Genomic DNA, 23,954 nt, shown 5'->3' with positions numbered 1-23,954 from the left:
CAGCGAGCGGCCACTCCAAGGCGTAGGTCTCGCCTGCCTCTATTAGTCCGGAGCCGGCCAAGGGCGCACTAACGCGCCTGGCGGCTCCGGAAATCCCCTCGGATAGCGACTCATCCCCCCGTTGTTTGTCTCATCGGGATTGCGTACCCCTGCTTCTTGAAGCCATGGCGATATTTGATCGTGGCCGGGGTGCATTCTCAAGTCGGGACAGGCACGGGTCGGGCTTCATATTTTTCGAGCGGGGCTCCAGCCGGTTCTGCCGGAGTGCCTCCACTCGGAGCGCCATACTGCGAACCGATGACTGTGGCGCTCACATGCGGGAGCGTGATCATGAATCGATTGCCCTTTGCCCAGCTTTCAGCGGCTCAGCAAGCCAATCTTGAAGTCCTCAGGGGTATGGCAGATGTACTGTGCTTTTCCGAGAAAGCATTTTCACAGTTCGAGACGCTGATGGAATGGAACCTTCAATGGTTCCATGGCGCCGTTCCCGGCACCCATGCATGCACCAGACAGTTCCTGGCAATGCAGAGGCCGCGTGACATCCTCGCAATGCAGGCCTTCGTCATGCAGTGGGCAAGCGGCAGGGCCCTCTTTCCGTCCCGGGATTCGGCATCGCCGCCGTCTGCGCCACCTGTGCCCCAGCGTCACCCGAGTTGAACAAGTGCCGCTCTTGTCACTGACAATGCATGGATTCTTGTCGGGTGCAGCAGGCGGCACCGCCCCAAGGCGCCGCCTCCAGGAATGGGAACTGGCAAGCGCTTGGCCGCTGCACCGGCCTGCTCACGATGCGGGGGGCCGCGCCTTGGTTTGACCAATATCAAGTTCCATCCAACACTGCCGCCTAGGCTGAATGCATCAGACCCAGGGACTATGCAGTCCCACCCCACAGGAGCATCGCATGTACCAGCGCCTCTTGCTCGCCGTGGACGGCAGCCACTCCTCCGACCTGGCGCTCAGCCAGGCCATCGCAATCGCCGCGGCCACCGGCGCCGAAGTCAAGGCGTTGTTTGTGGTCGATGACAGCGATGTGTACTTTGAGGCAGGCTATTTCGATCCCCGCGAACTGGCGAACCAGCAGATCTCGTACGGCCGCAAGGCACTGGACGCCGCGACGGCACGCCTCAGCCAGGCGGGAATCCGATGCCATACGCAATTGGACGAAAAGCCGGTGGCTCCCGGGCGGATCTCCACGACCATCGCCACCGAAGCCGACAATTGGAATGCCGACATGATTGTCATGGGCACGCACGGGCGGCGCGGCGTCAGGCGGCTGCTGATGGGCAGCGTGGCGGAAGGCGTACTGGCCCAGACAACCAAGCCGGTCTTGCTGGTCCGCAGCGAAATCGAAGGCTGACGCCCCACGCCGGGGCACCGACAAGGACACCTGCATGCCCGAGACCATGCGAGCCATGCAATTTGCAGGCGCGGGGCAGCCTTTGGTCCTGGTACACGGGCCAGTCCCCGAGCCCGGGCCGGATGAGGTACGCATCGCTGTTTCTGCCTGCGGCGTATGCCGGACCGACCTGCATATCGTAGACGGCGACCTGCGCCATCCCAAACCGGCGCTCATCCCCGGACACGAGATCGTTGGACGGGTGGATGCTTGCGGAGCGGGTGTCACCGCCTTCGGGCCGGGCGACCGCGTGGGTGTGCCATGGCTTGGCCATACCTGCGGCCACTGTCGCTACTGCCAGCGTCATCACGAAAACCTCTGCGATGCACCGCTATTTACGGGCTATACGCGCGATGGCGGCTACGCTGAATATGTTGTCGCAGACAGCAGGTATTGCTTTCGGATTCCGCCTGCCTACGATGACGAACACGCTGCCCCGCTGCTCTGTGCCGGCCTGATCGGCTACCGGACGCTGCGCATGGCAGGGCCTGCCGCCGATACACGCCGCATCGGCATCTATGGCTTCGGCGCAGCCGCCCACCTGGTTTCGCAAATTGCCGTGGCACAAGGCCGGGAAGTCTACGCTTTCACCCGCACTGGCGACACGGGCGCCCAGCAACTGGCATACCAGACTGGAGCGTGCTGGGCCGGCTCGAGCGACCTCCCGCCTCCGGTGCCTCTGGACGCCGCGCTGATTTTCGCGCCGGTGGGCGCACTGGTGCCCAAAGCGCTACGCGCCGTCGATAAAGGTGGCACCGTTGTCTGCGGCGGCATCCACATGAGCGATATCCCAGGCATGCCTTACGAACTGCTTTGGGAAGAGAGGCGCCTGTGTTCCGTCGCCAACCTGACGCGCGCCGACGGGATTGCGCTGATGGAGATCGCCGCCCGCACCTTGCTGCATACACACACCACCGCGTATCCGCTTGAGCAGGCCAATGAGGCTTTGGCCGATCTGCGTGACGGCCGCCTTTCCGGCGCCGCGGTCTTGCAGATTCATCGTTGATTCTCCTTCAGTTCTAGAATGCGCCCATATCAAACACGTTTTCAGACCCGTGAACATGCCGGAACGGAACTGGCGCGGGCCTTGCATGCGTATCGGGGAACCGGCGCCCTGGTTCTGGCGATCCCTCGTGGCGGAGTGCCGGTCGGGCGCGTCGTCGCCGACGCGCTGGACGCCGAATTCGATCTCGTGATGGCGCGCCGCATCACCCCAGGGATGGCGCTGGACGACATAGGCATGACGTGGTGCACGGGCGAAGCGAATGCGCATGGCGACGCCAGCCGACAGCGTGACGCCCAGTTCGACCAGCTTCGCAGGCAGCGCGCGGTCTATAAGCCGGTTCGCAAGCAGGCGGATCCGGGCGGTCGCGTGGTGATTGTCGTGGATGACGGCCTGGTGAGCGGCGCGACGATGTATGCGGCCCTCTCGCGCCTGCGCAAGCGGCAGCCCGCTCGACTCATATGCGCGCTTCCGATCGCCTCAAGAGCGGGACTGGACAGGATCCGGGCGCTGGTGGATGAAGTCATCTGCCTGGATACCCCGGAGTCCATCGAAAATCTCGCGCATTTCTATCACGAGTTCAGTCTGGTCACCGACGATTTCGTCCGGCAGGTGACAGTGCAATCCCCAGGCCATGCCCGGCCAGGGGTGGAGGCGCGCGTGCCGGCAATCAGCAGAGCGATGCTGGTTCCATATGGGACGACTTGCCTGCGAGTCATGTTCGAAACCGCCGCGAATCCCATCGGGGTCGCGGTGATGATTCATGCCGGTGGCGCGGAACGCCGCGACGTCCGCAGTCATTACCTGGCACGCAAGCTACGCGCGAAAGGATTCGCCACCGTGCTTGTGGACCTGCAGCCTGACAGCCGCTTCGACGACGCGCCCGAGTCGGATGTCGATGAGCTGGTGGCAAGGTTGAACCAGACGCTGGGCTTCCTGCATGGCGGAACACCCTGCGCAGACCTCCCTGTCGGCCTGCTTAGTACCGGCACCGCCTCAGCTGCGGCCCTGCGCTCGGCCGCGTACGGCGAGGCACAACTTCGCGCGGTGGCCTGTGTTGCAGGACGACCGGATCTCGCTGGTGCCGCCAGCCTGCAGCGCCTCGATATCCCTGCGCTGCTGATATGTGCAAGCGGCGACCCAAAGAACATTCAGATCAACAATCTTGCGTTTGAGCAAATGCATTGCCCGCGGCAGTTGAGGCTCATCCCGACGAATGGCCGAGGATTCGAAGACCGCAAGGCCCTGGAAGACGTCGCAACACTCACGATAGCCTGGTTCGAGAGGCACCTTGCGCCTCAATCGTGTTCCAGGCTGGGGTACGGTGGATGACATATGCTGGCCGGCTACACCCGGTGGCGAATAGCAGCCGCCGCCATCACAGACCCGACAGCCGATACCTCAAGTCACCGGCGCCGGATTGAACAGCACCAGCGCGTTCCTGATCTTCCAGTGTTCCGCCCATGACTTCTTGCCGCTGGCCACCGCCAGCAGCGTGTGGAACAGCTCCCAGCCCACCTCTTCGATGGTGGCTTCGCCGGTGGCGATGCGGCCGGCGTTGACGTCCATCAGGTCGTGCCAGCGGCGTGCCAGGTCGTTGCGGGTCGAGACCTTGATCACCGGCACCTCGGCCAGCCCATACGGCGTGCCGCGGCCGGTAGTGAAAACGTGCAGGTTCATGCCGGCGGCCAGCTGCAGCGTGCCGCAGACAAAATCGCCCGCCGGCGTGGCGGCATAGATCAAACCCTTCTGCGTGACCTTCTCGCCCGGTCCGCTGACGCCATGGATCGGCCCGGTGCCGGACTTGACGATCGAGCCCATCGCCTTTTCCACGATATTGGACAGGCCGCCCTTCTTGTTGCCCGGCGTGGTGTTGGCGCTGCGGTCGACCTTGCCTTTCTCGAGGTAGGCGTCGTACCAGGCCATCTGCTTCATCAGCGCCTCGGCCACTTCGGGCGTGGCCGCGCGCGCGGTGAGCTGGTCGATGCCGTCGCGGACCTCGGTGACCTCGGAGAACATCACTGTGCCACCGGCGCGCACCAGCAGGTCGGTGGCAAAACCCACCGCGGGATTGGCGGTAACGCCCGAGAAGGCATCGCTGCCGCCGCACTGCACGCCCACCACCAGGTCGGACGCGGGACAGGTCTCGCGCCGGCGCGCGTCCAGGCGCTGCAGGTGCTTCTCGGCCGTAGCCATGATCGACTCGATCATCGAGGCAAAGCCGACGTGCTGCTCGTCCTGCAGGCAGACCACGTCGGGCTCGCCTTCCTTCTGGATCGGGATGGTGCCGGCGCTGACCAGCCGCGCGGGCTGCAGCTTTTCGCAGCCCAGGCTGACGATCATCACTTCCCCGCCGAAGTTGGGGTTCAGCGCGATATTGCGGATCGTGCGGATGGGGATGCCGGCATCCGGCGCATCGATCGCCACGCCACAGCCGTAGGAGTGCTCCAGGCCCACCACGTCGTCGACGTTGGGGTACTTCGGCAGCAGCTCTTCCTTGATGCGCCGCACGGCAAACTCGACCACGCCCTCCACGCACTGCACGGTGGTGGTGATGCCGAGGATATTGCGCGTGCCGACCGAGCCGTCCGCATTGCGGTAGCCCTCGAAGGTGTAGCCCTCCAGCGGCGGCAGCGGCCTGACGCGCGTGCCGACCGGCAGGTCGTGCAGCTCCGGCGCGGCCGGCATGCGGATCACGCGCTCGTTGATCCAGCTGCCGCGCGGCAGCTCCTTCAACGCGTAGCCGATCACGACGTTGTAGCGGATCACCTCGTCGCCTTCGCGCAAGTCCGTCAATGCGACCTTGTGACCCTGCGGCACGCCTTCGACCAGCGTCAGGCCGCAGGGGAACGTGGCGCCGGCCGGCAGCCCGCCGTCGTTGGCGACGATGGCGACGTTGTCGTCGGGGTGCATCGTGATGTAGAGGGGGCGCGATGCCGGTGCTGGAGTCGCTTCGCTCATGATTGCAGGCTTTCTTCAGGGGACGGCACTATGCCAGTCACGTGTTACGTTGTCTGACGACATTGTAGAGGCTATGGCGCAAGCTTGTGTCCGGGCTTACCCTGCCTTCGAGTAGCCTATGCGTTATATCCTGCATTAAATTGCCGCATAGACGCGAATTTTTCGTTGACATCTGTTGATTTCCATCGATTGTTGTACGACAACAATGGTTTATCCAGTCGCCGACAGCCATTGATTTCATCCGGCAAAACTTTTTGGCAACGCAGAATGACGGGCGGCGACGGATGGCTTATAACGGCTTCAACCGGTTTCACGTGACGAAAACCGGACCAGGAGACCGCCGCCGTGACCACCCCGAGCACCTCGCTGCAGAAAGCCTGCCGCCTGCTGCGCGCGCTGACCGATGCCCGCAACAGCCGCCTGACCGATCTGGCGCTGGCCGCCGGCGTCGACAAGGCTTCGGCGCTGCGCCTGCTTGAAACGCTGGCGGCCGAGGGACTGGTTGAGCGCGATCCCGCCACCAAGGCCTTCACGCCGGGGCGCGAATGGCTGGCGCTGCATGCCGCCACGCTGGCGCGCACCGACCTGCGCCCGCTGGTACGCCCCGCGCTGATCCGGCTGGCCAATGCCTTCGAGGACAGCGCCATCCTGTCCGTGCCGAGCGGCTGCGAATCGGTCTGCATCGAATTGCGGCTGGGCACCTTCCCGATCCGCGCCAACTACCTGGACATCGGCAGCCGCCGGCCGCTGGGCATCGGCGCCGGCAGCCTGGCGCTGCTGGCCGCGCTGCCTGATGCCGAGGTCGACGCTGTGCTCGACGGCATCGCCCCGGCCATGCGCCGCTACCCGCGCTTCAGCCGCGACATGCTGCTGGGCCATGTGCAGGCCACGCGCGAGCGCGGCTACGCCGTATTGCTGGACGTCGTGGTCGAGCGCATGGGCGGCATCGCCATCGCCCTGCCCGGCCCCGACGGCTACCCGCTGGGCGCGATCAGCATTGCGGCGCTCAACGATCGCATCACCAGCCGCGAGGCCGCGATGGCGCGAGCACTGCTGCGCGAGGCCGACGCCATCTGCGAGCACTGGCGCTCGCACGCCGCCGTGAAGCCAGATATCAAACCCGACATCCAACGGCCGGCTACCCGGCCACGTACGCGAGAGGAGGCATGACATGCGCTGGAAGCAACGTCCGCAAGGCTCCAACTGGGGCGATTTCGGCCCCGACGACCAGCTCGGCCGCGTCAACCTGATCGGCCCCGAGCAGGTCGTCAAGGGCGCGCGCGAGGTGCGGGCCGGCATCAGCTTCTGCCTGTCGCTGCCGCTGGACTACCCGGGCGGCAACAAGCTCAACCCGCGCCGGCACCCGCCGCAGTTGCGCCCGACATTTCGCGACGACAGCCCCTACCTCAACTTCCCGCTCGCCAAGGTCGATCCCGCCGCCACCGACGTGATCAGCGACGACCAGGTGCTGATGTGCCTGCAGTACAGCACGCAGTGGGATGCGCTGGCGCACGTGGGCGCGCTGTTCGATGCCGACGGCGACGGCCGGCCCGAGCGCGTCTACTACAACGGCTTCCGCGCCAACGAGCATATCGTCGGTCCGGTGGATTACGCCGAAGACGACCACTTCGCCGCCCACCCTTGCGGCCACGACCACAGCGCCGCGCAGGCGCTTGGCATCGAGAACTTCGCGGTCAAGGGCATGCAGGGCCGCGGCGTGCTGGTGGACCTGGCGCACGTGTACGGCCAGGACTTCCGCAACATCGGCTATGACGAGCTGATGCGCGCCATGGACGCCGGCAAGGCCGAGGTCGAGCCCGGCGACATGCTGCTGCTGCGCACCGGCTTTGCCGAGGTGGTGCTGTCGATGCAGCGCGAGCCCGACGAAGCCGTGCTGCACCACAGCTGCTGCGCGCTAGACGGCCGCGACGACCGCCTGCTGCAGTGGATCACCGACGCCGGCATCGCCGCGCTGATCGCCGACAACTACGCGGTCGAGCGCTACCCGGCCCGCCCCGCGCCCGATGGCGACCGGCACCACCCGCTGCTGCCGCTGCACCACCACTGCCTGTTCAAGCTGGGCCTGCCGCTGGGCGAGCTGTGGTACCTGCGCGAGCTGGCCGACTGGCTGCGCGCCAATGGCCGCACCCGCTTCCAGCTGACCGCGCCGCCGCTGCGGCTGCCGGGGGCGGTGGGGTCGCCGGTGACGCCGATTGCTACCGTCTAGCCCAAACAAGAACCACAACACGCCAGAGGAGACACCATGAAGCTTCGCCATTCGATCCAGCGCCGGGCCGCCGGCGTCCTGGCCCTGGCCGCGGCGCTTGCCTGCGGCGCCGCGCACGCACAGCCCAAGACTGCGATCTCCGACGACGTGGTCAAGCTCGGCATGCTGCTCGACATGAGCGGCCTGTACGCCGATGTCACCGGCCGCGGCAGCGCCACCGCGGCGCAGATGGCCATCGACGATTTCGGCGGCAAGGTGCTGGGCAGGAAGATCGAGCTGGTGGTGGTCGATCACCAGAACAAGGCCGATATCGCGGCCAACAAGGCGCGCGAGTGGTACGACACCGGCAATGTCGATGCCGTCCTCGACGTGGCCGCCTCGGCGCCAGCGCTGGCCGTGCTGGAAGTGGCGAAGCAGAAGAACCGCATCGTGGTGTTCTCGGGGCCGGGCACCGAGCGCATCACCAACGACCTGTGCACGCCGGTGTCGGTGCACTACGCCTACGACACCTATGCGCTTGCCAATACCACCGCGCGCGCCACGGTGCAGCGCGGCGGCAAGACCTGGTTCTTCCTGACCGCCGACTACGCTTTCGGGCATACGCTGCAGGACTCCGCCACCGCGGTGATCAACGAAACCGGGGGCAAGGTGGTGGGCGCCGCGCGCCACCCGATCGGCGCCAGCGACTTTGCCTCGTACCTGCTGCAGGCGCAGGCCAGCAAGGCGCAAGTCGTGGGACTGGCCAATGCGGGCGGCGACACCATCAATGCGATCAAGGCGGCGTCGGAGTTCGGCCTCACGCGCAACGGCGCGCAGCGCATGGCGGGACTGCTGCTCTACATCAACGATATCCACGCCATCGGGCTGAAGACCGCGGGCGGCCTCGTGCTCACCGAAGCCTTCTACTGGGACATGAACGATGCCACGCGCGCGTGGTCGCGCCGCTATTTCGAGAAGCTGAAGAAGATGCCCAACATGAGCCAGGCCGGCGCGTATTCGTCGGTGATGCACTACCTGAAGGCGGTGCAGGCGGCGGGCACCGACGAGACCGCGGCGGTGATGAAGAAGATGAAGTCGCTGCCGATCAACGACTTCTTCGCAAGGAACGGCCGCATTCGCGAGGACGGCCGCATGATCCACGACATGTACCTGTTCGAGGTGAAGACGCCGGCCGAATCCCGGTATCCATGGGACTACTACAAGGCGGTGGCGACAGTACCCGGCGAGCAGGCCTTCATGCCGGCATCGAAGTCGCAATGCCCTCTGCTCAAGCACTGACATGCTCGCCACCTACCTGCGCGGCAGCGGCAACACCCGCTTCGGCCGCATCGAGGGCAGCACGCCGCTGGCGCTGATGGCACAGGCCGCCGATGCCGCGCTGGCCGATGCCGGGCTGGCGCGCGCCGGCATCGACGGCGTGCTGTGCGGCTATGCCACCACGCTGCCGCACCTGATGCTGGCCGACCGCTTCTGCGAATACGCCTCGCTCACGCCCGCCTACGCCCACGGCGTGGCCGCGGGCGGCGCCACCGGCGGCGTGATGGCCATGCTGGCGCATGAGCTGGTGCGCGCCGGCCGCTGCCGCCACGTGCTGGTGGTGACGGGCGAGAACCGCCTCAGCGGCCAGAGCCGTGACCAGTCGATCCAGACGCTGGCGCAGGTGGGCGAGCCGCATGCCGAGGTGCCCAACGGCGCCTCGGTGCCGGCCTACTACGCGCTGCTGGCGTCGCGCTACCTGCATGAGACCGGCATGGGTGCCGATGCGCTGTCCGGCTTTGCCGTGCTGATGCGCGAGCATGCCGCCGGCCATCCGGATGCGCACCTGCGCGAGCCGCTGTCGCTCGCGCAGGCGCGCGCCGCCCGCCCGATCGCCACGCCGCTGCGGCTGTCCGACTGCTGCCCGATTTCCGATGGCGCGGTGGCGGTGATCGTTTCCGCGGAACCCGGCGCGGGCACGCCGGTGCGCATCGCCGGCGCAGGGCAGGCACACCGGCACCAGCACCTGGGCGCCATCGACGACGTGATGCAGACCGGCGCCGCCGAGGCCGCGCAGTGCGCCTTCGCCGAGGCGGGCGGCAGCGTGGACGGCATCGACTGCCTCGCGATCTACGACTCGTTCACCATCACGCTGGTCATGCTGCTGGAAGAACTCGGACTGGCGCCGCGCGGGCAAGCGCACGCGCGCCTGCAAGCCGGCGATTTCAGCCGCGCCGGCGCGCTGCCGCTCAACACGCATGGCGGGCTGCTTGCGTTCGGCCATTCCGGCGCGGCAGGCGGCCTGATGCATCTTGCCGAAGCCGCGCGCCAGCTCGCGGGCCGCGCCGGGGAACGTCAACTGAGCAAGCGCCGCCGCGCGCTGTTCCATGCCGACGGTGGCGTGCTGTCGTCGCATGTCAGCCTGGTGCTGGAGGCCGCGCCATGAGCCATCCCTATACCGACGGACTCGATGCCGGCGTGGTGCGCTACCAGTGTTGCGACGACTGCGGAGCCTGGCAGCCGCTGGAACGGCACGCCTGCCGCGCCTGCGGCAGCCTGCAGTTGCGCTGGCGCGATGCCGGCGGGCTGGCCACGGTGTATGCGGTCACCGAGATCAGCCGCGCCCCGGCCGGGGCCTTCCGCGCGCTGGCGCCCTACACGCTGGTGCTGGCCACGCTGGACGAAGGCCCGCGCGTGATGGGCCATGCCGAGCCCGGCGTGGCGATCGGCGAGCGCGTGCGCGCAGGCTTCCTGCGCTTCGGCGAAGGGACGCTGCTGCGTTTCCTGCGCGAATAGCGCCTTCCGGCGCCAGCCGGCGCGCGTCCGCCTCCATCCCAGCCGGCACCCACAACCGGAGAATCCCCTTGGCACCGAATCGATCCCGGCGGCACGCGCTCGCCCTGCTTTCCTGCCTCGCCTTGTCCGCGGCATTTATGCCGCCAGCGCTGGCGCAGTCCTTCCCCGTCAAGCCGATCCGGCTGGTGGTGCCCTACCCGCCCGGCGGCCCCACCGACATCGTTGCGCGCGTGGTCGGCCAGAAGCTCTCGGACAAGCTCGGCCAGCCGCTGGTAGTGGAGAACCGCCCCGGCGCCGGCGGCAGTATCGGCGCCGAGGCAGCGGCCCGGGCCGCGCCCGACGGCTACACGCTGCTGGTGGCCACCACCGCGCATGCCATCAACATGACGCTGTTCCGCAAGCCCGGCTACGACACGCGCAAGGACTTCGCGCCGGTAAGCCTGCTCACGCGCGGCCCGCTGGTGCTGGTCACCGCGCCCGCCACGCCCGCGGGCAATGTCGCCGATCTGATCGCGCTGGCCAGGAGCAGGCCCGGCCAGGTCACCTTTGCCAGCTCCGGCAATGGCCAGTCCACCCACCTTGCCGCGGAACTGTTCAACAGCATGGCCGGCGTGCGCATGACGCACGTACCGTACAAAGGCAGTGCGCCTGCGCTGACCGACGTGATGGGCGGCCAGGCCACGGTGATGTTCGACACCATGCTGTCGGCCATGCCGTTCGTGCGCGACGGCAAGCTCAAGGCGCTCGCGGTCACGGGCGCGGCGCGCTCGCCGGCCGCGCCGGACACGCCGACCATCGCGCAGTCAGGATTGCCGGGCTACGAGGCCAGCGCCTGGAACGCGCTGCTGGCGCCCGCCGGCACGCCGCCCGCGGCGCTCGCTGCGCTCGGGACGGCGCTGAAATCCGTGCTCGACGATGCGGACGTGCGTGCGCGCTTCGCCACGCAGGGCTTCGCCGCGGAATGGACCTCGCCACCGGCCACCGCGCGGTTCCTCGAACACGAAATCGACAAATGGGCCCGGGTCGTCAAGGCATCCGGCGCCACCATCGACTGATCCCCTACGCATAGCTCACTCATACCCCACGGCCCCTGTCATGACCGCTCCCCTCCAGTCACTGCTCGCTCCCCGCTCCATCGCCGTGATCGGCGCCTCCGACAATATCCACAAGATCGGCGGCCGCCCCATCCACTACATGAAGGCGCACGGCTACGTCGGCACGCTCTACCCGGTCAACCCGCAGCGCGACACCATCCAGGGCCTGCGCGCCTGTCCCACGCTGGACGCGGTGCCCGAAGTCCCCGAACTCGCCATCATCATCGTCGCCGGAGATGCCGCCGTGCAGGCCGTGCGGGACTGCGCGCGGCTGGGCGTGGCGGCGGCCATCGTGATCGCATCGGGCTTCGGCGAGGGCGGTGCCGAAGGCCGGCGCCAGCAGGACGAGATGGTGCGCGCCGCGCGCGCCAGCGGGCTGCGGCTGGTTGGTCCCAACAGCCAGGGGCTGGCCAATTTCGGCAGCGGCGCCATCGCCAGCTTTTCGACCATGTTCATCGAGGTGCCGCCGCAGGATGGCCCGGTCGCCGTGGTCAGCCAGAGCGGCGGCGTGGCGGCGATGGTCTATGGTCTGCTGCGCGGCCAGGGCATCGGCGTGCGCCACGTGCATGCCACCGGCAACCAGGCCGACATCACCGTCGGCGAGCTGGCACTGGCGGTGGCGCACGATCCTGGCGTGCGGCTGGTGCTGCTGTACCTGGAAAGCCTGACCGACCCCGAGATGCTGGCCGAGGCGGCGCGCGTGGCGCGGGCGCGCAACGTGCCGGTGGTGGCGGCCAAGGCCGGCCGCTCGCAGGACGGGCAGCGCGCCGCCGCGTCGCACACCGGCGCCATCGCCAACGAGGACCGCGCGGTCGATGCCTTCCTGCAGCGCCACGGCATCTGGCGCGTCGACGATGCGCATGCGCTGGCACGCTGCGCGCCGATGTACCTGCGCGGCTGGCAAGCCGGGGGAAGGCGGCTGGTGGTCGTCAGCAACTCCGGCGCGAGCTGCGTGATGGCCGCCGATGCAGCGCCGTCGTCCGGCCTGGCGCTGGCGCCGCTGTCCGATGCCACGCAGGCCGCGCTGGCGGAGCGCCTGCCCGGTTTCGCCGCCACCGCCAACCCGGTCGATGTCACCGCCGCACTGCTCACCAACAGCGCGCTGTTCGGCGAGGTGCTGCCGGTGGTGGCGCGCGATCCCGCCGCCGACCTGTTCCTGCTCGATATCCCCGTCTCCGGCATGGGCTACGACGTGCCGCGCTTTGCCCGCGACGCCGCCGCGTTTGCCGACACCGCGGGCAAGCCCATCGCGGTCGCCGTATGGCAAGCGCCGGTGGCCGATGCCTTCCGGCAGGCCAACGTGCCGACCTACGCCTGCGCGGCGCAAGCGCTGGCAGCGTTCTCGCAACTGGTCTCGCACCAGCAGCGGCTGCGGCAGATCGCGGCCGAGGGCGAGCCGCCGCTACCCGCTGCACCTGCCGTGCCGGCGTCACCGGTGAAAGGTACGACGCTGAGCGAAGCCGCCAGCCTGGCGCGTCTCGCCGCGGCAGGCGTGCCGGTGGTCGAGCACTATCTTTGCCACGACATCGACGCCGCCGTGGCCGCGTGGCAGCGCATCGGCGCGCCGGTTGCCGTCAAGGCGAGCTCGCCCCAGGTGCCGCACAAGAGCGAGCACGGGCTGGTCGCCCTGCACTGCAATGATCCGGAGGCAGTAGCGCGTGCATTCAGCGCCCAGATGCGCACGCTGCAGGCCATGGACACGCATTGCGAAGGCATCGTCATCGCGCGCATGTCGCGCGGCCAGCGCGAATGCATGATCGGCGCGCACTGGGATCCCGTATTCGGCGCGGTGCTGGTGGTCGGCGACGGCGGCAAATATGTCGAGACCTTGCGCGACACCGCCGTGCTGCTGGCGCCGTGCAGCGAAGCCGATGTCGCCCGCGCTGTGGACAGCCTGCGCATCGCGCCGCTGCTGCGCGGCGTGCGCAACGAGCCGGCGGCCGACATCGCCGCGCTGTGCCGGCTGGCGGTGCAAGTCGGCCAACTGGTCCACGCGGCCGGCGGCACGATCCGCTCGGTCGATCTCAACCCGGTGATGGCGAGCGCCGACGGCGTGGTGGTGGTCGATGCGCTGATCGAGGTGGCAGGGGTGCCACGTTAGCGCAGCGTGGCGGCACCCCGCGCCCTTCCCGGCGAGGGCTGCAGCGCAATGCCGACGCATCAGTCGACATCTACTTCGGCGCGGAGCCGCGGTTCAGTCCGTCGGTTCGTTGCCGCACGGGATTCCGGGTTGGCCCGACGGGTTCGCTGAACTAGACTGGAGAGCACGTTGCGTCGGCTTCGCCACCGCACCGTTGTGCCTTCCGGACTGCCGCTCCCGAGATTCCAGGCACAAGCCTGCGCATACCAATCAACGACAATTTCCACGACTTCGGGAAGCGCTGTCCATTTACTCGATTGCCCCGAAACTCAAGCGTAAGTGCCAGACATAGTACTAAATGCAGGATGCGAATCGCACTCGCTTTCAGCCGAGGCCCTATTCCGAAAACAATTCAATAAACTCGTTGCGCAGCCACTGATTCGCAGGGTCGCGATGATATCGGGCATGCCAGAACAGGTTGATCTGGATGGCCGGCAGCGCGAACGGATGATTGATATACCTGAGCCCGAAATACTTGGCACACCGTTCCGCAAACGTCCAGGTCACGGTGGCAACCAGGTCGGTGGTGGCAATGATGTCCGCCAGTGCCACGAAGTGCGGGACGCGCAGCCGGATGCTGCGCTTTACGCCGCCCTGGGCCAGCAGCTCGTCGACGCGCGCATGCCCCGTTCCCGCCGCCGTGACCACGACATGCTCGGCGGCTTCGAAGTCCCGCATGCTGACCTTCTTCTTGTCCATCGCGTGGCCGGGACGGAACAGGCAGACGTAGCGCTGGCGGAACAGGCGCCGCTGAAAAAATTCCGTACTGAGTTCAGGCAGGTGGCCGACAGCAAGGTCGATCTTGCCCTGGCTCATCTCGGCCGCCAGGTCGACCGCCGTATTGCGCACCGTGGTCACGGTCACGCCCGGCGCCCGTTGCCCGAGCGCACCCATCAGCGGCGGAATGAAGTGCACCTCGCCGATATCCGTCATGGCGATCCGGAATGCGCGCTCGCTGCGCAGAGGATCGAAAGTCATCTTGCGGCTGAGCGTTGCCTGCAGCGATTCCAGCGCATGGCCGACCGGCTCGGCCAGTTCCTGCGCAAGTGGTGTCGGCAGCATTCCCCTGCTGCTTCGTACAAAGAGCTGGTCGCCCAGCAGGGTCCGCAGGCGTGCCAACGCGTTGCTGACTGCCGGCTGGCTCAGGTTCATGGCCCTGGCCGTGCCGGAAACGGTCCCCTGCCGCAACAGCTGATCGAACACGACGAGCAGGTTCAGGTCGACGTCCTTCAGTTCCATCGCGCACCTTTATTGATTCCGTGAATATCAACTATAGCCGGGATTCTATTGGTTTATTGCGGTCGATGTCCGATGATCCTTCCCATACGAAAAGACATAGGCACATACGGAGACGCCCCATGAATCCCGCCCTTCCCTGGCGATAGCCCGCCCCGGGGAATCCCCCCCTGAAGTCACCCCAAGCACACAGACGCCGCACAGGCCCGCCGGGCCCGCGCGCGGACTCCGTTCGCTCTATGGAAACCGCCATGGCAACAGCCTCCCATGAAGACCGCCCAGTGTGGGTCGACGACAGCATCAGCCGCATCCCGTTCCGCGTCTATACCGACGCGCAGCTTTACCAGCGCGAGCTCGAACGCTGCTTCTACCAGGGTCACTGGAACTATGTCGGCCTGGAGGCCGAGATCCCGCATCCCGGCGACTTCAAGCGCACCACGCTTGGCGAGCGGTCCGTGATCCTGGTGCGCGACCAGGACGGCGACATCAACGTCATCGAGAACGTATGCGCCCATCGCGGCATGAAGTTCTGCCGCGAGCGCAGCGGGAACCGGAAGGATTTCCACTGCCCCTACCACCAGTGGAACTATGACCTGAAGGGCAACCTGCAAGGGGTGCCATTGCGTCGTGGCGTCAAGCAGGACGGCAAGGTCAACGGGGGCATGCCCGCCGACTTCAGGCCGCAGGAGCACGGGCTCACGCAGCTGAGGGTCGCCACGCGCGGCGGGGTGGTGTTCGCCTCGTTCGACCATGACGTCCCTTCGCTCGAGGACTACCTCGGGCCGGACATCCTCGGCTACTTCGACCGGCTGTTCAATGGCCGCAAGCTGAAGGTCCTCGGCTACAACAAGCAGCGCATTCCGGGCAACTGGAAGCTGATGCAGGAGAACATCAAGGACCCCTACCACCCCGGGCTGCTGCATACGTGGTTTGTCACGTTCGGGCTCTGGCGCGCGGACAACAAGGCCCGCCTGGTGATGGATGCTGATTTCCGCCATGCCGCGATGGTGTCGACCCGCGGCCAGGGCGGCAAGAGCGACGTGACCTCCGGCGTGTCCAGCTTCAAGGACCAGATGGCCCTGCACGACGACCGCATCCTCGACATCGTCCACGAGCCGTGGTGGGGCGAGCCAACCGCGGTGATGATGACAGTCTTCCCGAGCGTGATCTTCCAGCAGCAAGTCAATTCGGTGTCCACGCGCCATATCCAGCCCAACGGCCCAGACTCCTTCGACTTCGTCTGGACGCACTTCGGCTTCGAGGACGACACCGAGGACATGACGCGGCGCCGGCTGCGCCAGGCCAATCTCTTCGGGCCCGCCGGCTTTGTGTCAGCCGACGACGGCGAAGCCATCGAATGCTCGCAGGAAGGCTTCTCCCAGAAGCCCTGGCATCGCGTGATTGCCGAACTGGGCGGCAAGACCGCCGAGAACACCGAACACATGGTCACCGAGACCCTGATCCGCGGCATGTACGCCTACTGGCGCAAGGTGATGGAGGTCTGAAGCCATGGACTTTACCGACTACTACGCGCTGCTCGCGCTGTACGCCGACTACACCAGCGCCGTGGACAACGGCGAATGGGACCGCTGGCCGGAGTTCTTCACCGACGACTGCCTCTACCGGGTTCAGCCGCGCGAGAACCACGAACGCGGGTTACCGCTCGCCACGCTGTCGCTCGAGGGCAAGGGGATGCTGAAGGACCGCATCTACGGCATCCGGGAGACGCTGTTCCACGATCCCTACTACCAGCGCCACATCGTCGGGGCGCCCCTGATCCGGGAGGCCGGTGCCGACAGGATCGTGGCCGAGGCCAACTATGCCGTGCTGCGCACCAAGCCGGACCAGATGACCGATGTGTACAACGCCGGCCGCTACCTCGACACCATCGTGCGCACGCCCGAGGGCTGGCGCTTCGCGTCGCGCATCTGCGTGTTCGATAGCGAGATGATCCCCAACTCGCTGATCTACCCCATCTAGCAGGAGCCATTCATGACTGAAACCTGGATCGAGGCAGCGCTGCTGTCCAGCGTCCCGCAGGACGATGTGATCGCCGTGGCCGTGGAGGGCAAGGAGATCGCCCTGTATGGCGTCGACGGCGACGTCTATGCAACCGACAACATTTGCACGCATGGCCATGCGCGCCTGTGCGACGGCTTTCTTGAAGGACACGAGATCGAATGCCCGCTCCACCAGGGCAGGTTCGACATCCGCAACGGCGCGGCGATGTGCGCCCCGCTGACCGAAGGCATCCGCACCTATCCGGTCCGCATCGAAGGCGACAAGGTCTACCTCGACCTCGGCTGAGAAGTGCCGGCCAGCAACCACAAGGGACGCACATGACTTCCGAACGACCACCGGGCGCGACGGCCGTAGCGACGGCCATGGCGCCAGCCGCCACCATCGTCATCGTCGGCGCGGGACAGGCCGGCGGCTGGGCCGCCCAGACGCTGCGCAGCGAAGGTTTCGCCGGCCGGCTCGTGCTTATCGGCGACGAGGCCCATCCACCGTACGAGCGGCCACCGTTATCCAAGGCCGTGCTTGCCGGCGAAGCGGCGCCCGCCAGCACGTGGCTGCACAAGCCGGAGGCGTTCGAGGCGCTCAGGGTGGAGTGGTGGGTGGACACGCGCGTGGCCCGCATAGACCGGGCCGCGAAGTGCCTGGAGATGTCCGATGGAGAGATGCTGTCCTATGACAAGCTGATCCTCTGTACCGGCGGCAAGGCGCGCGCGCTTGCCGTCCCGGGCGCGGATACGACCCCGAGCCATACGTTGCGCACGATTGGCGATGCCTTGTCGCTGGCGCCGGAGCTTCGGCCGGGCCGCAGCATCGTCGTCGTGGGCGGCGGCTGGATCGGGCTGGAAGTCGCCGCCACCGCGCGGCTGAAAGGCGCGGACGTTACCGTGGTCGAAGCGCAAGGACGGCTGTGCGAGCGTACCGTGCCGCCGGAGATCTCCGAACACCTGCACGGGCTGCATGGTGCGCACGGCACCCGCGTCATGCTCGGCGCCCGCATCGCCGGCATCGCGCCAGGCGCCGACGGCCAGGCCGTGGTGACTCTTGCCGATGGCAGCACGCTGACGTGCCACGCCATCGTCGCTGGTGTGGGTCTCGTGCCCAACGATGAGCTGGCGCGTGACGCCGGGCTGGCATGCGATGGCGGCGTGATCGTCGACCAGGGTTGCCGCACTTCCGACCCCGATATTTTCGCCGCGGGAGATGTGGCGGTGACACCGAATCCGTGGGCCGGACGGCGCTTGCGGCTGGAATCCTGGCAGAACGCGCAGGACCAGGGTATCGCCGCGGCGCGAGCGGCGCTCGGCCTCCCGGTCGACTATGCGCCCCTGCCGTGGTTCTGGTCGGACCAGTATGGGATGAACCTGCAGATCTACGGCATTCCCTTGCCGTCGCATCGCATGGTGGCACGGGGCACGCCTGGCGAGGACAGCTTCCTGCTGTGCTATCTCGACGGCGATGTCGTCCAGGCCGCGGCCGGTGCCAACGCGGCGCGCGACCTGCGCATCGCACGCCGCCTGATCGAGCAGCGCACGCAAGTCGATCCCACCCGCCTCGCCGACCCGAACGTTCCGATGGCAAAGCAGTAATCCACTAGATAAAAAAATACCGGAGACAAGCCCCCATGTCGCAAATCGACGTCCACAAGCTGGCCGACGAGGCCTCCTTCAATCGCTTCCATGCGCGCGTGCTGTTCTGGTGCGCGATCATCATCATCTTCGACGGATATGACCTGGCAGTCGTCGGCATCGCACTGCCGTCGATCATGAAGGACCTCGGCGTGGCACCGGCGCAGGCCGGTCTCATGGTCAGCTCCGCCCTGTTCGGCATGGTATTCGGCGCGATCTTCCTCGGCACCCTGGCCGACAGGATCGGCCGGCGCTGGGCCATCGCGATCTGCGTCATCCTGTTCAGCGTGTTCACCGCCGCGGCTGGCATGGTCAAGGATCCGCTGCTCTTCGGCATTGCGCGCTTCCTCGCCGGGCTGGGCATCGGCGGCGTCATGCCCAATGTCGTCGCGCAGATGACAGAGTACGCACCGAAGCGGATGCGGGCGACGCTGGTCACCCTGATGTTCAGCGGCTATGCCGTCGGCGGGATGCTCGCCGCCATCCTCGGCAAGGGCCTGATCGAAACGTATGGCTGGCAATCGGTCTTCCTAGCTGCCGGCCTTCCCGTTCTGCTTGTTCCCGCCATTCTCAGGTCGCTGCCGGAATCGATGCCCTTCCTGCTGGCAAGGGGCGACGACGAGGCATTGCGCCGCATCGTTGCCAGACTCGCACCAGGCCGCCGCTGGTCCGCAACCGACCGGTTCTCCGTGCCTGCCCAGGACAAGGCCGACAGCGCGCCGATCCGGCACCTGTTCCACGACGGCCGCGGCTTCAGCACCCTCATGTTCTGGATCGCGTTCTTCATGTGCCTGTTCATGGTGTACGCCCTGAGTTCATGGCTGACCAGGCTGATGGCAAGCGCGGGTTACAGCCTGGGCTCCGCGTTGACGTTCGTGCTGGTCCTCAACATCGGCGCCATGATCGGTGCCGTCGGCGGCGGATGGCTGGCCGATCGCTATCACATCAAGTACGTGCTTGCCGCGATGTATGCGCTGGCCGCGGTCTCGATCACGCTGCTCGGGTTCAGGCTGCCCGCGGAACTGCAGTATCTCGTGGTGGGCCTTGCCGGCGCTTCTACGATCGGCACGCAGATCGTAGCGAACGCCTACACCGGGCAGTTCTACCCGAGCGCGATCCGTTCCACCGGACTCGGCTGGGCGCTGGGTGTCGGCCGCTGTGGGGCCATCCTGGCGCCAATCGTCATTGGCGTACTCGTCGCCATGAACCTGCCGCTGCAGCAGAACTTCATTGCGATTGCGATTCCCGCCGTGATTGGCATGGTGGCGGTCCTGCTGATCGATCACAGGCGGTCGGCATCGGCAGACAAGTCAGCCGCCCGCGCCTGCCTCGTCCCTCCAGTCGCCACCCAGCGCCAGCAATAGCGCAATGCGCTGGTCGAGATGATCGGCCCGCACGTTGACTAGATCCATCTCGGCGGCCACGAGTGCCTGCCGCTGTTTTAGCAGGCTGCGCGTATCCGTGGCGCCGATGGCTGCGCGCGCCTCCGTTCGCCGCACCAGTTCACGGCTTTCATCCACCCGCTCCCGCAGTTGCCTGGTGCGCCCGGCATAGCCGGATTCGGCCCGCAGTCCTGCCTCGGCCTCGCCCAGTGCCTGCAGCGCGGTGTTGCCATAGGCGATCAGGGCGGCCTTCTCTTCGGCGCTGTAGTAGTCCGCCCTGGCCTTGAGCTCGCCGCCCGTGAAGAGCGGCGCAAAGAAGGAACCATTGAGCCCCTTGATCGGGGTGCCGGCCTGGTTGAGCAGGAACACGTCGCTGCGGATGCCGGTGATGGCTGCGCTGATGGAGACCCGCGGCAGGCGTGCCGCTTGCGCAGACTGCCGCATATCGAAGGCCGCCGCGACGCGGTGCGCCGACGCGGTCAGGTCAGGCCGACGCCCGAGCAGGTTCGCCGGCAAGCCCGCGGCCGGGGCCGGTGGCATGGCGGGCAGTTCCGGCGCCGTCGCGATTTCTCCGGCGGGATAGCGGCCCAGCAGCAGCTCCAGCGCCTGCGCGGCCTGGCCTCGGGCCAGTTCGGCCTTTCCGATTGCGTCGCGTTGCGCGCGGAGTGCATTGCGCGCATCCAGCAGCTCGGTGTCCGGCGCTACCCCGATCTCGACACGCTGGCCGGTAATCCGCACCAGCTCTTCCTGGATGGCGGCGGACTGCCGCAGCCGGTCCTCCAGCTGCGCGTTCCGGATCAGCGTGAACCATGCCCTGGCAGTGGTCGCTGCCACCACGCGCTGGGCCCAGAGATAGTCGTCCCTGGTGGCCGCGTACTGCGATTCCGCCGCGCGCGACTGGGCGCGGATGCGTCCCCAGAGGTCGATTTCCCAGCTTGCGCCGATCGACAGGATCTGCGTTTCCGAATTGCCTGCCCTGCCCTTCACGCCCGCGTCCGGCAGCAGGCCGCTGCGCTGGATGGCGACCAGCGCCTGCGCCTGCTGCACGCGCACCACGGCCAGCCGGAGATCGCCGTTGTGCGCAATGGCCTCGTGCACCAGCCGTTGCAGTCCGGCATCGTCGAAGGTGGCAAGCCAGCCGTTGGCGGCGTCACCGGCTGTGGCCGCGTTCGCCCACGTGGCGTGTCCTTCGAGCGCGGGCACGGCCTGGCGCCGAAGGTCCGCGCCCTCGGGCGGTGCCTGCAGGGCGCAGCCGCAAAGCATGGCGAGCGGAAACGCCAGCAGCAAGGTCTTCATTGGTTGAAACGACGACACGGACTTCCCTTTACCAAATTTCTATCGAATCTCTGTCGAACCTCGGATCCAGTGAACCTAGTGAAGCTTGAACACCAGGTAGTTCAGCTTGGAACTGACGCGCAGGAAGACCATGCGGATGATGTGAAACACTTCCATATGCTTCGTATAGATCGCGCCCGCCCCGACTGCCCCGACCGGAAGCATCCGCCCGCGGGATTCGTCGCGCAGGTCGAACTTGACCGCGAAGCGGTTCGGCACCGCATCGGTGGCGCCGGTGTTGGGAATCATGCCGCCCTGAGCAATCTGGCCCTGCGATTGCGCCCACACGACCGAGTTGACTTTCGCCTTGATGATCTCGCCCGGATGTGTCGGCAGATAGAGCTCGGCGAGGTCGCCCGCCTTGACGTTGTAAAGCTCGTTCTGCCGGTAAAAGGCAATGACTTCCTGCTGATCCTCGACAAAGCTGAACGCGGGCGAGAACGGGAACGGCACGAGCATGGTGCCCACCCGTACCTGCAGGTTCACGACGGTGCCATCGGAGGGCGCCCGGTAGACGGTCTGCTCAAGTTCCCAGCGGGCGTTCTCCAGCATGACCTCGGTTTCCGCCCGCTTCGCGCGCGCCGTGGCAATGGCGGCAAATTCGCCCTGGCTCCTGGCCGACAACTTCTGCCGGGCCTCGTCCTCGGCGGCCTGCGCGCTGACCAGTTCGCCTTCCAGTTCACGCTGGCGGGCCAGCGCGTCTTCCCGGTCGAACTTTGAACCGGCGCCTGCCGCGAGCAGCGCCTCATGCTCCTTGACGCGCTGGCGGGCAAGCGACAGCCTGGCCTGCACGGTGCCGACCCGGCCGGCCGCGCCGCGAACCGATTCGCCGAGCTGGCGCGCCGAGGCCTCGGCTTCCGCCAGCGCGGCATCGTCGGCCCGCAGCCTGCCTTCGAGTTGCCTGACCGCGGCCTGATAGGGAGTCGGATCGATCCGCAGCAGGACATCGCCCTTGCTGTAGCGCCGGTTGCCTTCGGCCGGCAGCTCGACGATGCGGCCGCGAACCTGCGGCACAACCTGCAGGACCTTGCCGACCACGCGTACGTCATGGGTGGACGGCGCCACCACATTGAGCGTCAGGATCAGCAGCAGCAGCGCAACCACGGGAATCGTGAATACGATGACCATCGACGTCGTGTTCCACGGCAGCCACTTGAACTTGAAGAAGATCAGCCAGACGGCCAGCGCGTAGACACCAAGCAGCAGTGCATCCATTCAGATCCGCTCCTGTCCGGCGCGCATGCTGCTGGCGATTTCCATCGTCGCGGCTGGCTGCCGGGTGCCATGGTCGGGCGCGTCATCGTCCTCCGGGGCCTTGTCGGTGCCGTACGCGGCGCGGTAGAACACGGGCTTCGTGTGGGCCCAGAGCCAGGCCAGGGGCCACAGCAAGCCGCCGAAGAGAAGCGACAGCAGGCATAGCGAGTGGATGGCTTCCTTTTGCGGATGGCGCTTGCGCTGCGCGATCTTCTCGGGCCAGATATGGAGCATCCAGAACAGGTAGCCCCCTGCCACCGGCACGAAGATCAGGACCACCCAGGAAATGGCGTTGGCCGCGGTCTCAAGGGCCTTGCCGCTCAGTAGGGATGCGAAGGCAGGTTCGCTCGATGCCAGCAGGCCGATGCCCGCCAGCAGATAGGGGCGCAGTTTCATCGAATTGTCTTGAGATGGAGCGTTGGCGCTCGGTTACACAATGCACTGTCCGGTCAGGAGCCGGTGGGGTCGCTGCGCGAGCCGCCCCGGTAGGCGTCCGCGCGCGCGCGTCCTGCGGACCGGCGGGATACTGCCTTGTCCTCGCGTTCGTCCGCTGCCGCACCCTCGACGTACAGAAGGTTGTATTTACTGTTGGCAGTATCGCTGGCAGCGCGGCAGCCGGCGGGCTTCGCGGCAAGTCCGGCTCCGGCGCACGCATCCGGCTGATCTCGCGTCGTTTGCGATTCCAGTCCCCGTGAGTGCTGCGCATAAGCCTGGCCAGCGCCCGCGATCAGCAGCGCAGCGCCAAGGGCCCGGACGGCCGAGCGATGGTTGTTTGTCATGTCTGCAGGTTCCTTCGAATGGATTCGGATGTCGTCGACGTGCGTTGGCACTGCCGCCACATCCCGATGGAGCGCACACGTTATGGCAATGCGTCAGTCGCGGCTATCAAAGAACTTAGAAAGTGCGGGAACGCGGCACCGATCCGCTCCCGGTACGGCGGCGCTTTTCGAATTCCATTGATAGCCCTGACGGCGTGAGCGGCCTAACCTGTCCGCCGTCGTATATCGCTCGGGTGTAGTCCAGACTTGCCCGGCCTGCAGAACCCTATGAATGTTGTTTTTCCGATCCCCGCGAGCCTGGCTGCCGTTGCCGCCGCAAGCGCCCTGTCCGGGTGTGCAATCCCGACCGCCGAATTCATCAGCCCATTCCAGGAACCGTGGCCATGGACGAAGATCGTCGCTGTCAATCGCACCGATCACGACGTGCTGGCGGTGCGCGCGGGCAATTGCGAAACCGGGAGCGCGTTGCGGCAATCGCAATCCACTCCGGCATACTGCTTCCTCGGCACCAGGCCCGAGGGGCCAATCCCGATCACCTGGAGCGATGCAAGCGTCGGCGGGGAACACGCCGCCATGGTGCTGCCGCCGCCGCTATGGCACGAAGACCCCCGCCCCGAAGACATGACGGGCGGCTACCTGTGCGTGTTGCTGGGCAATGACGCGCGAGCGAGCCTGACCGTCGTCGCCACCGCGGAAGCCTGCGCTGTGCTATAGCGTTTCGCGGCGGCAGGGCG

General features: G+C 66.8%; 23 protein-coding genes. 17 read left to right on the top strand and 6 right to left on the bottom strand.

The features are described 5' to 3' along the window. Positions 1-330 precede the first annotated feature (330 nt). The 4 genes from IPF36_RS28460 (at position 331) to IPF36_RS28445 (ending at position 3,728) form a co-directional block, all read left to right on the top strand. Complete coding sequence (locus IPF36_RS28460) at positions 331-657, top strand: hypothetical protein (protein WP_195431629.1); 327 nt, start codon at positions 331-333, stop codon at positions 655-657. Positions 658-898: 241 nt separating this feature from the next. Next, a complete protein-coding gene (locus IPF36_RS28455; protein ID WP_135703844.1) occupies positions 899-1,354 on the top strand; it encodes a universal stress protein in 456 nt (151 codons plus the stop codon). A 34-nt stretch (positions 1,355-1,388) separates the two neighbouring features. Further along, positions 1,389-2,399, top strand: coding sequence for a zinc-dependent alcohol dehydrogenase family protein (locus IPF36_RS28450; protein WP_133095139.1), 1,011 nt, complete (start codon positions 1,389-1,391; stop codon positions 2,397-2,399). Positions 2,400-2,417: 18 nt separating this feature from the next. Beyond that, complete coding sequence (locus tag IPF36_RS28445; protein ID WP_195431627.1) at positions 2,418-3,728, top strand: phosphoribosyltransferase family protein; 1,311 nt, start codon at positions 2,418-2,420, stop codon at positions 3,726-3,728. Between the two features lie 69 nt (positions 3,729-3,797). Here IPF36_RS28445 and garD read toward each other — a convergent pair whose 3' ends face one another. After that, positions 3,798-5,357: a galactarate dehydratase gene (garD, locus tag IPF36_RS28440; protein ID WP_195431624.1), complete on the bottom strand. Its 1,560-nt coding sequence runs from the start codon at positions 5,355-5,357 to the stop codon at positions 3,798-3,800. A gap of 345 nt (positions 5,358-5,702) precedes the next feature. Here garD and IPF36_RS28435 point away from each other — a divergent pair, with 345 nt between their 5' ends. The 7 genes from IPF36_RS28435 to IPF36_RS28405 all read left to right on the top strand — a co-directional run bounded on the left by IPF36_RS28435 (position 5,703) and on the right by IPF36_RS28405 (position 13,551). Next, entirely contained in the window at positions 5,703-6,527 is an 825-nt protein-coding gene (locus tag IPF36_RS28435) for an IclR family transcriptional regulator (protein WP_135703840.1), read from the top strand. A gap of 1 nt (position 6,528) precedes the next feature. After that, complete coding sequence (locus IPF36_RS28430; RefSeq protein WP_133095143.1) at positions 6,529-7,584, top strand: cyclase family protein; 1,056 nt, start codon at positions 6,529-6,531, stop codon at positions 7,582-7,584. 36 nt (positions 7,585-7,620) lie between these two features. Further along, positions 7,621-8,862: an ABC transporter substrate-binding protein gene (locus IPF36_RS28425; RefSeq protein ID WP_195431623.1), complete on the top strand. Its 1,242-nt coding sequence runs from the start codon at positions 7,621-7,623 to the stop codon at positions 8,860-8,862. Position 8,863: 1 nt separating this feature from the next. Continuing rightward, positions 8,864-10,006, top strand: a complete 1,143-nt coding sequence (locus tag IPF36_RS28420) for a thiolase family protein (RefSeq protein WP_195431620.1) — start codon at positions 8,864-8,866, stop codon at positions 10,004-10,006. Continuing rightward, positions 10,003-10,356 carry a Zn-ribbon domain-containing OB-fold protein gene (locus tag IPF36_RS28415; RefSeq protein WP_135703837.1) on the top strand — a complete coding sequence of 118 codons (354 nt, stop codon included), beginning with the start codon at positions 10,003-10,005 and terminating at the stop codon, positions 10,354-10,356. Before IPF36_RS28420 ends, IPF36_RS28415 begins: the two co-directional genes overlap by 4 nt. 137 nt (positions 10,357-10,493) lie before the next feature. Next, positions 10,494-11,411, top strand: coding sequence for a tripartite tricarboxylate transporter substrate binding protein (locus tag IPF36_RS28410; RefSeq protein WP_255519925.1), 918 nt, complete (start codon positions 10,494-10,496; stop codon positions 11,409-11,411). Between the two features lie 40 nt (positions 11,412-11,451). Continuing rightward, positions 11,452-13,551: an acetate--CoA ligase family protein gene (locus IPF36_RS28405; RefSeq protein WP_195431616.1), complete on the top strand. Its 2,100-nt coding sequence runs from the start codon at positions 11,452-11,454 to the stop codon at positions 13,549-13,551. A 375-nt stretch (positions 13,552-13,926) separates the two neighbouring features. Here IPF36_RS28405 and IPF36_RS28400 read toward each other — a convergent pair whose 3' ends face one another. Next, a complete protein-coding gene (locus IPF36_RS28400; RefSeq protein ID WP_135703835.1) occupies positions 13,927-14,829 on the bottom strand; it encodes a LysR family transcriptional regulator in 903 nt (300 codons plus the stop codon). Between the two features lie 248 nt (positions 14,830-15,077). On the opposite strand from IPF36_RS28400, the gene IPF36_RS28395 reads away from it, so the two are divergent. The 5 genes from IPF36_RS28395 to IPF36_RS28375 are packed head-to-tail and all read left to right on the top strand — an operon-like array spanning position 15,078 to position 19,834. Continuing rightward, positions 15,078-16,331 carry an aromatic ring-hydroxylating dioxygenase subunit alpha gene (locus tag IPF36_RS28395; protein ID WP_255519924.1) on the top strand — a complete coding sequence of 418 codons (1,254 nt, stop codon included), beginning with the start codon at positions 15,078-15,080 and terminating at the stop codon, positions 16,329-16,331. 4 nt (positions 16,332-16,335) lie between these two features. Then, a complete protein-coding gene (locus IPF36_RS28390; RefSeq protein WP_133095150.1) occupies positions 16,336-16,806 on the top strand; it encodes an aromatic-ring-hydroxylating dioxygenase subunit beta in 471 nt (156 codons plus the stop codon). A 12-nt stretch (positions 16,807-16,818) separates the two neighbouring features. Beyond that, positions 16,819-17,133: a non-heme iron oxygenase ferredoxin subunit gene (locus IPF36_RS28385; protein WP_133095151.1), complete on the top strand. Its 315-nt coding sequence runs from the start codon at positions 16,819-16,821 to the stop codon at positions 17,131-17,133. Between the two features lie 32 nt (positions 17,134-17,165). After that, positions 17,166-18,431, top strand: coding sequence for an NAD(P)/FAD-dependent oxidoreductase (locus tag IPF36_RS28380; protein ID WP_135703833.1), 1,266 nt, complete (start codon positions 17,166-17,168; stop codon positions 18,429-18,431). A gap of 35 nt (positions 18,432-18,466) precedes the next feature. Then, positions 18,467-19,834 (top strand): MFS transporter, encoded by a 1,368-nt coding sequence (locus IPF36_RS28375; protein ID WP_135703832.1) that lies wholly within the window; start codon positions 18,467-18,469, stop codon positions 19,832-19,834. Here the strand turns inward: IPF36_RS28375 and IPF36_RS28370 are convergent. From IPF36_RS28370 to IPF36_RS28355, 4 genes are read right to left on the bottom strand one after another with little or no spacing between them, the layout of a single operon-like run. Continuing rightward, positions 19,781-21,166, bottom strand: coding sequence for a TolC family protein (locus IPF36_RS28370; protein WP_135703831.1), 1,386 nt, complete (start codon positions 21,164-21,166; stop codon positions 19,781-19,783). The two genes, IPF36_RS28375 and IPF36_RS28370, sit on opposite strands and share 54 nt — an antisense overlap. Positions 21,167-21,223: 57 nt before the next feature. Further along, positions 21,224-22,402, bottom strand: a complete 1,179-nt coding sequence (locus IPF36_RS28365; protein WP_135703830.1) for an HlyD family secretion protein — start codon at positions 22,400-22,402, stop codon at positions 21,224-21,226. Further along, positions 22,403-22,837, bottom strand: a complete 435-nt coding sequence (locus IPF36_RS28360; protein WP_135703829.1) for a DUF3302 domain-containing protein — start codon at positions 22,835-22,837, stop codon at positions 22,403-22,405. 53 nt (positions 22,838-22,890) lie between these two features. Then, positions 22,891-23,220 carry a hypothetical protein gene (locus IPF36_RS28355; RefSeq protein WP_135703828.1) on the bottom strand — a complete coding sequence of 110 codons (330 nt, stop codon included), beginning with the start codon at positions 23,218-23,220 and terminating at the stop codon, positions 22,891-22,893. Positions 23,221-23,466: 246 nt separating this feature from the next. On the opposite strand from IPF36_RS28355, the gene IPF36_RS28350 reads away from it, so the two are divergent. Then, a complete protein-coding gene (locus tag IPF36_RS28350) occupies positions 23,467-23,934 on the top strand; it encodes a hypothetical protein (RefSeq protein WP_346769548.1) in 468 nt (155 codons plus the stop codon). Positions 23,935-23,954 lie beyond the last annotated feature (20 nt).

Source organism: Cupriavidus sp. IK-TO18 (assembly GCF_015549295.1).
Lineage (GTDB): Bacteria > Pseudomonadota > Gammaproteobacteria > Burkholderiales > Burkholderiaceae > Cupriavidus > Cupriavidus oxalaticus_A.
Note: the sequence above shows the minus strand (reverse complement) of the source record. Positions and strands in the feature narration are given on the sequence as shown.

Excerpts from the sequence above, each read along its gene's own strand:
- IPF36_RS28460 (WP_195431629.1), top strand. The coding sequence starts at position 331 with ATGAATCGATTGCCCTTTGCCCAGCTTTCAGCGGCTCAGCAAGCCAAT.
- IPF36_RS28455 (WP_135703844.1), top strand. The coding sequence starts at position 899 with ATGTACCAGCGCCTCTTGCTCGCCGTGGACGGCAGCCACTCCTCCGAC.
- IPF36_RS28450 (WP_133095139.1), top strand. The coding sequence starts at position 1,389 with ATGCCCGAGACCATGCGAGCCATGCAATTTGCAGGCGCGGGGCAGCCT.
- IPF36_RS28445 (WP_195431627.1), top strand. The coding sequence starts at position 2,418 with ATGCGCCCATATCAAACACGTTTTCAGACCCGTGAACATGCCGGAACG.
- garD (WP_195431624.1), bottom strand. The coding sequence starts at position 5,357 with ATGAGCGAAGCGACTCCAGCACCGGCATCGCGCCCCCTCTACATCACG.
- IPF36_RS28430 (WP_133095143.1), top strand. The coding sequence starts at position 6,529 with ATGCGCTGGAAGCAACGTCCGCAAGGCTCCAACTGGGGCGATTTCGGC.
- IPF36_RS28425 (WP_195431623.1), top strand. The coding sequence starts at position 7,621 with ATGAAGCTTCGCCATTCGATCCAGCGCCGGGCCGCCGGCGTCCTGGCC.
- IPF36_RS28420 (WP_195431620.1), top strand. The coding sequence starts at position 8,864 with ATGCTCGCCACCTACCTGCGCGGCAGCGGCAACACCCGCTTCGGCCGC.
- IPF36_RS28415 (WP_135703837.1), top strand. The coding sequence starts at position 10,003 with ATGAGCCATCCCTATACCGACGGACTCGATGCCGGCGTGGTGCGCTAC.
- IPF36_RS28410 (WP_255519925.1), top strand. The coding sequence starts at position 10,494 with ATGCCGCCAGCGCTGGCGCAGTCCTTCCCCGTCAAGCCGATCCGGCTG.
- IPF36_RS28405 (WP_195431616.1), top strand. The coding sequence starts at position 11,452 with ATGACCGCTCCCCTCCAGTCACTGCTCGCTCCCCGCTCCATCGCCGTG.
- IPF36_RS28400 (WP_135703835.1), bottom strand. The coding sequence starts at position 14,829 with ATGGAACTGAAGGACGTCGACCTGAACCTGCTCGTCGTGTTCGATCAG.
- IPF36_RS28395 (WP_255519924.1), top strand. The coding sequence starts at position 15,078 with ATGGCAACAGCCTCCCATGAAGACCGCCCAGTGTGGGTCGACGACAGC.
- IPF36_RS28390 (WP_133095150.1), top strand. The coding sequence starts at position 16,336 with ATGGACTTTACCGACTACTACGCGCTGCTCGCGCTGTACGCCGACTAC.
- IPF36_RS28385 (WP_133095151.1), top strand. The coding sequence starts at position 16,819 with ATGACTGAAACCTGGATCGAGGCAGCGCTGCTGTCCAGCGTCCCGCAG.
- IPF36_RS28380 (WP_135703833.1), top strand. The coding sequence starts at position 17,166 with ATGACTTCCGAACGACCACCGGGCGCGACGGCCGTAGCGACGGCCATG.
- IPF36_RS28375 (WP_135703832.1), top strand. The coding sequence starts at position 18,467 with ATGTCGCAAATCGACGTCCACAAGCTGGCCGACGAGGCCTCCTTCAAT.
- IPF36_RS28365 (WP_135703830.1), bottom strand. The coding sequence starts at position 22,402 with ATGGATGCACTGCTGCTTGGTGTCTACGCGCTGGCCGTCTGGCTGATC.
- IPF36_RS28360 (WP_135703829.1), bottom strand. The coding sequence starts at position 22,837 with ATGAAACTGCGCCCCTATCTGCTGGCGGGCATCGGCCTGCTGGCATCG.
- IPF36_RS28355 (WP_135703828.1), bottom strand. The coding sequence starts at position 23,220 with ATGACAAACAACCATCGCTCGGCCGTCCGGGCCCTTGGCGCTGCGCTG.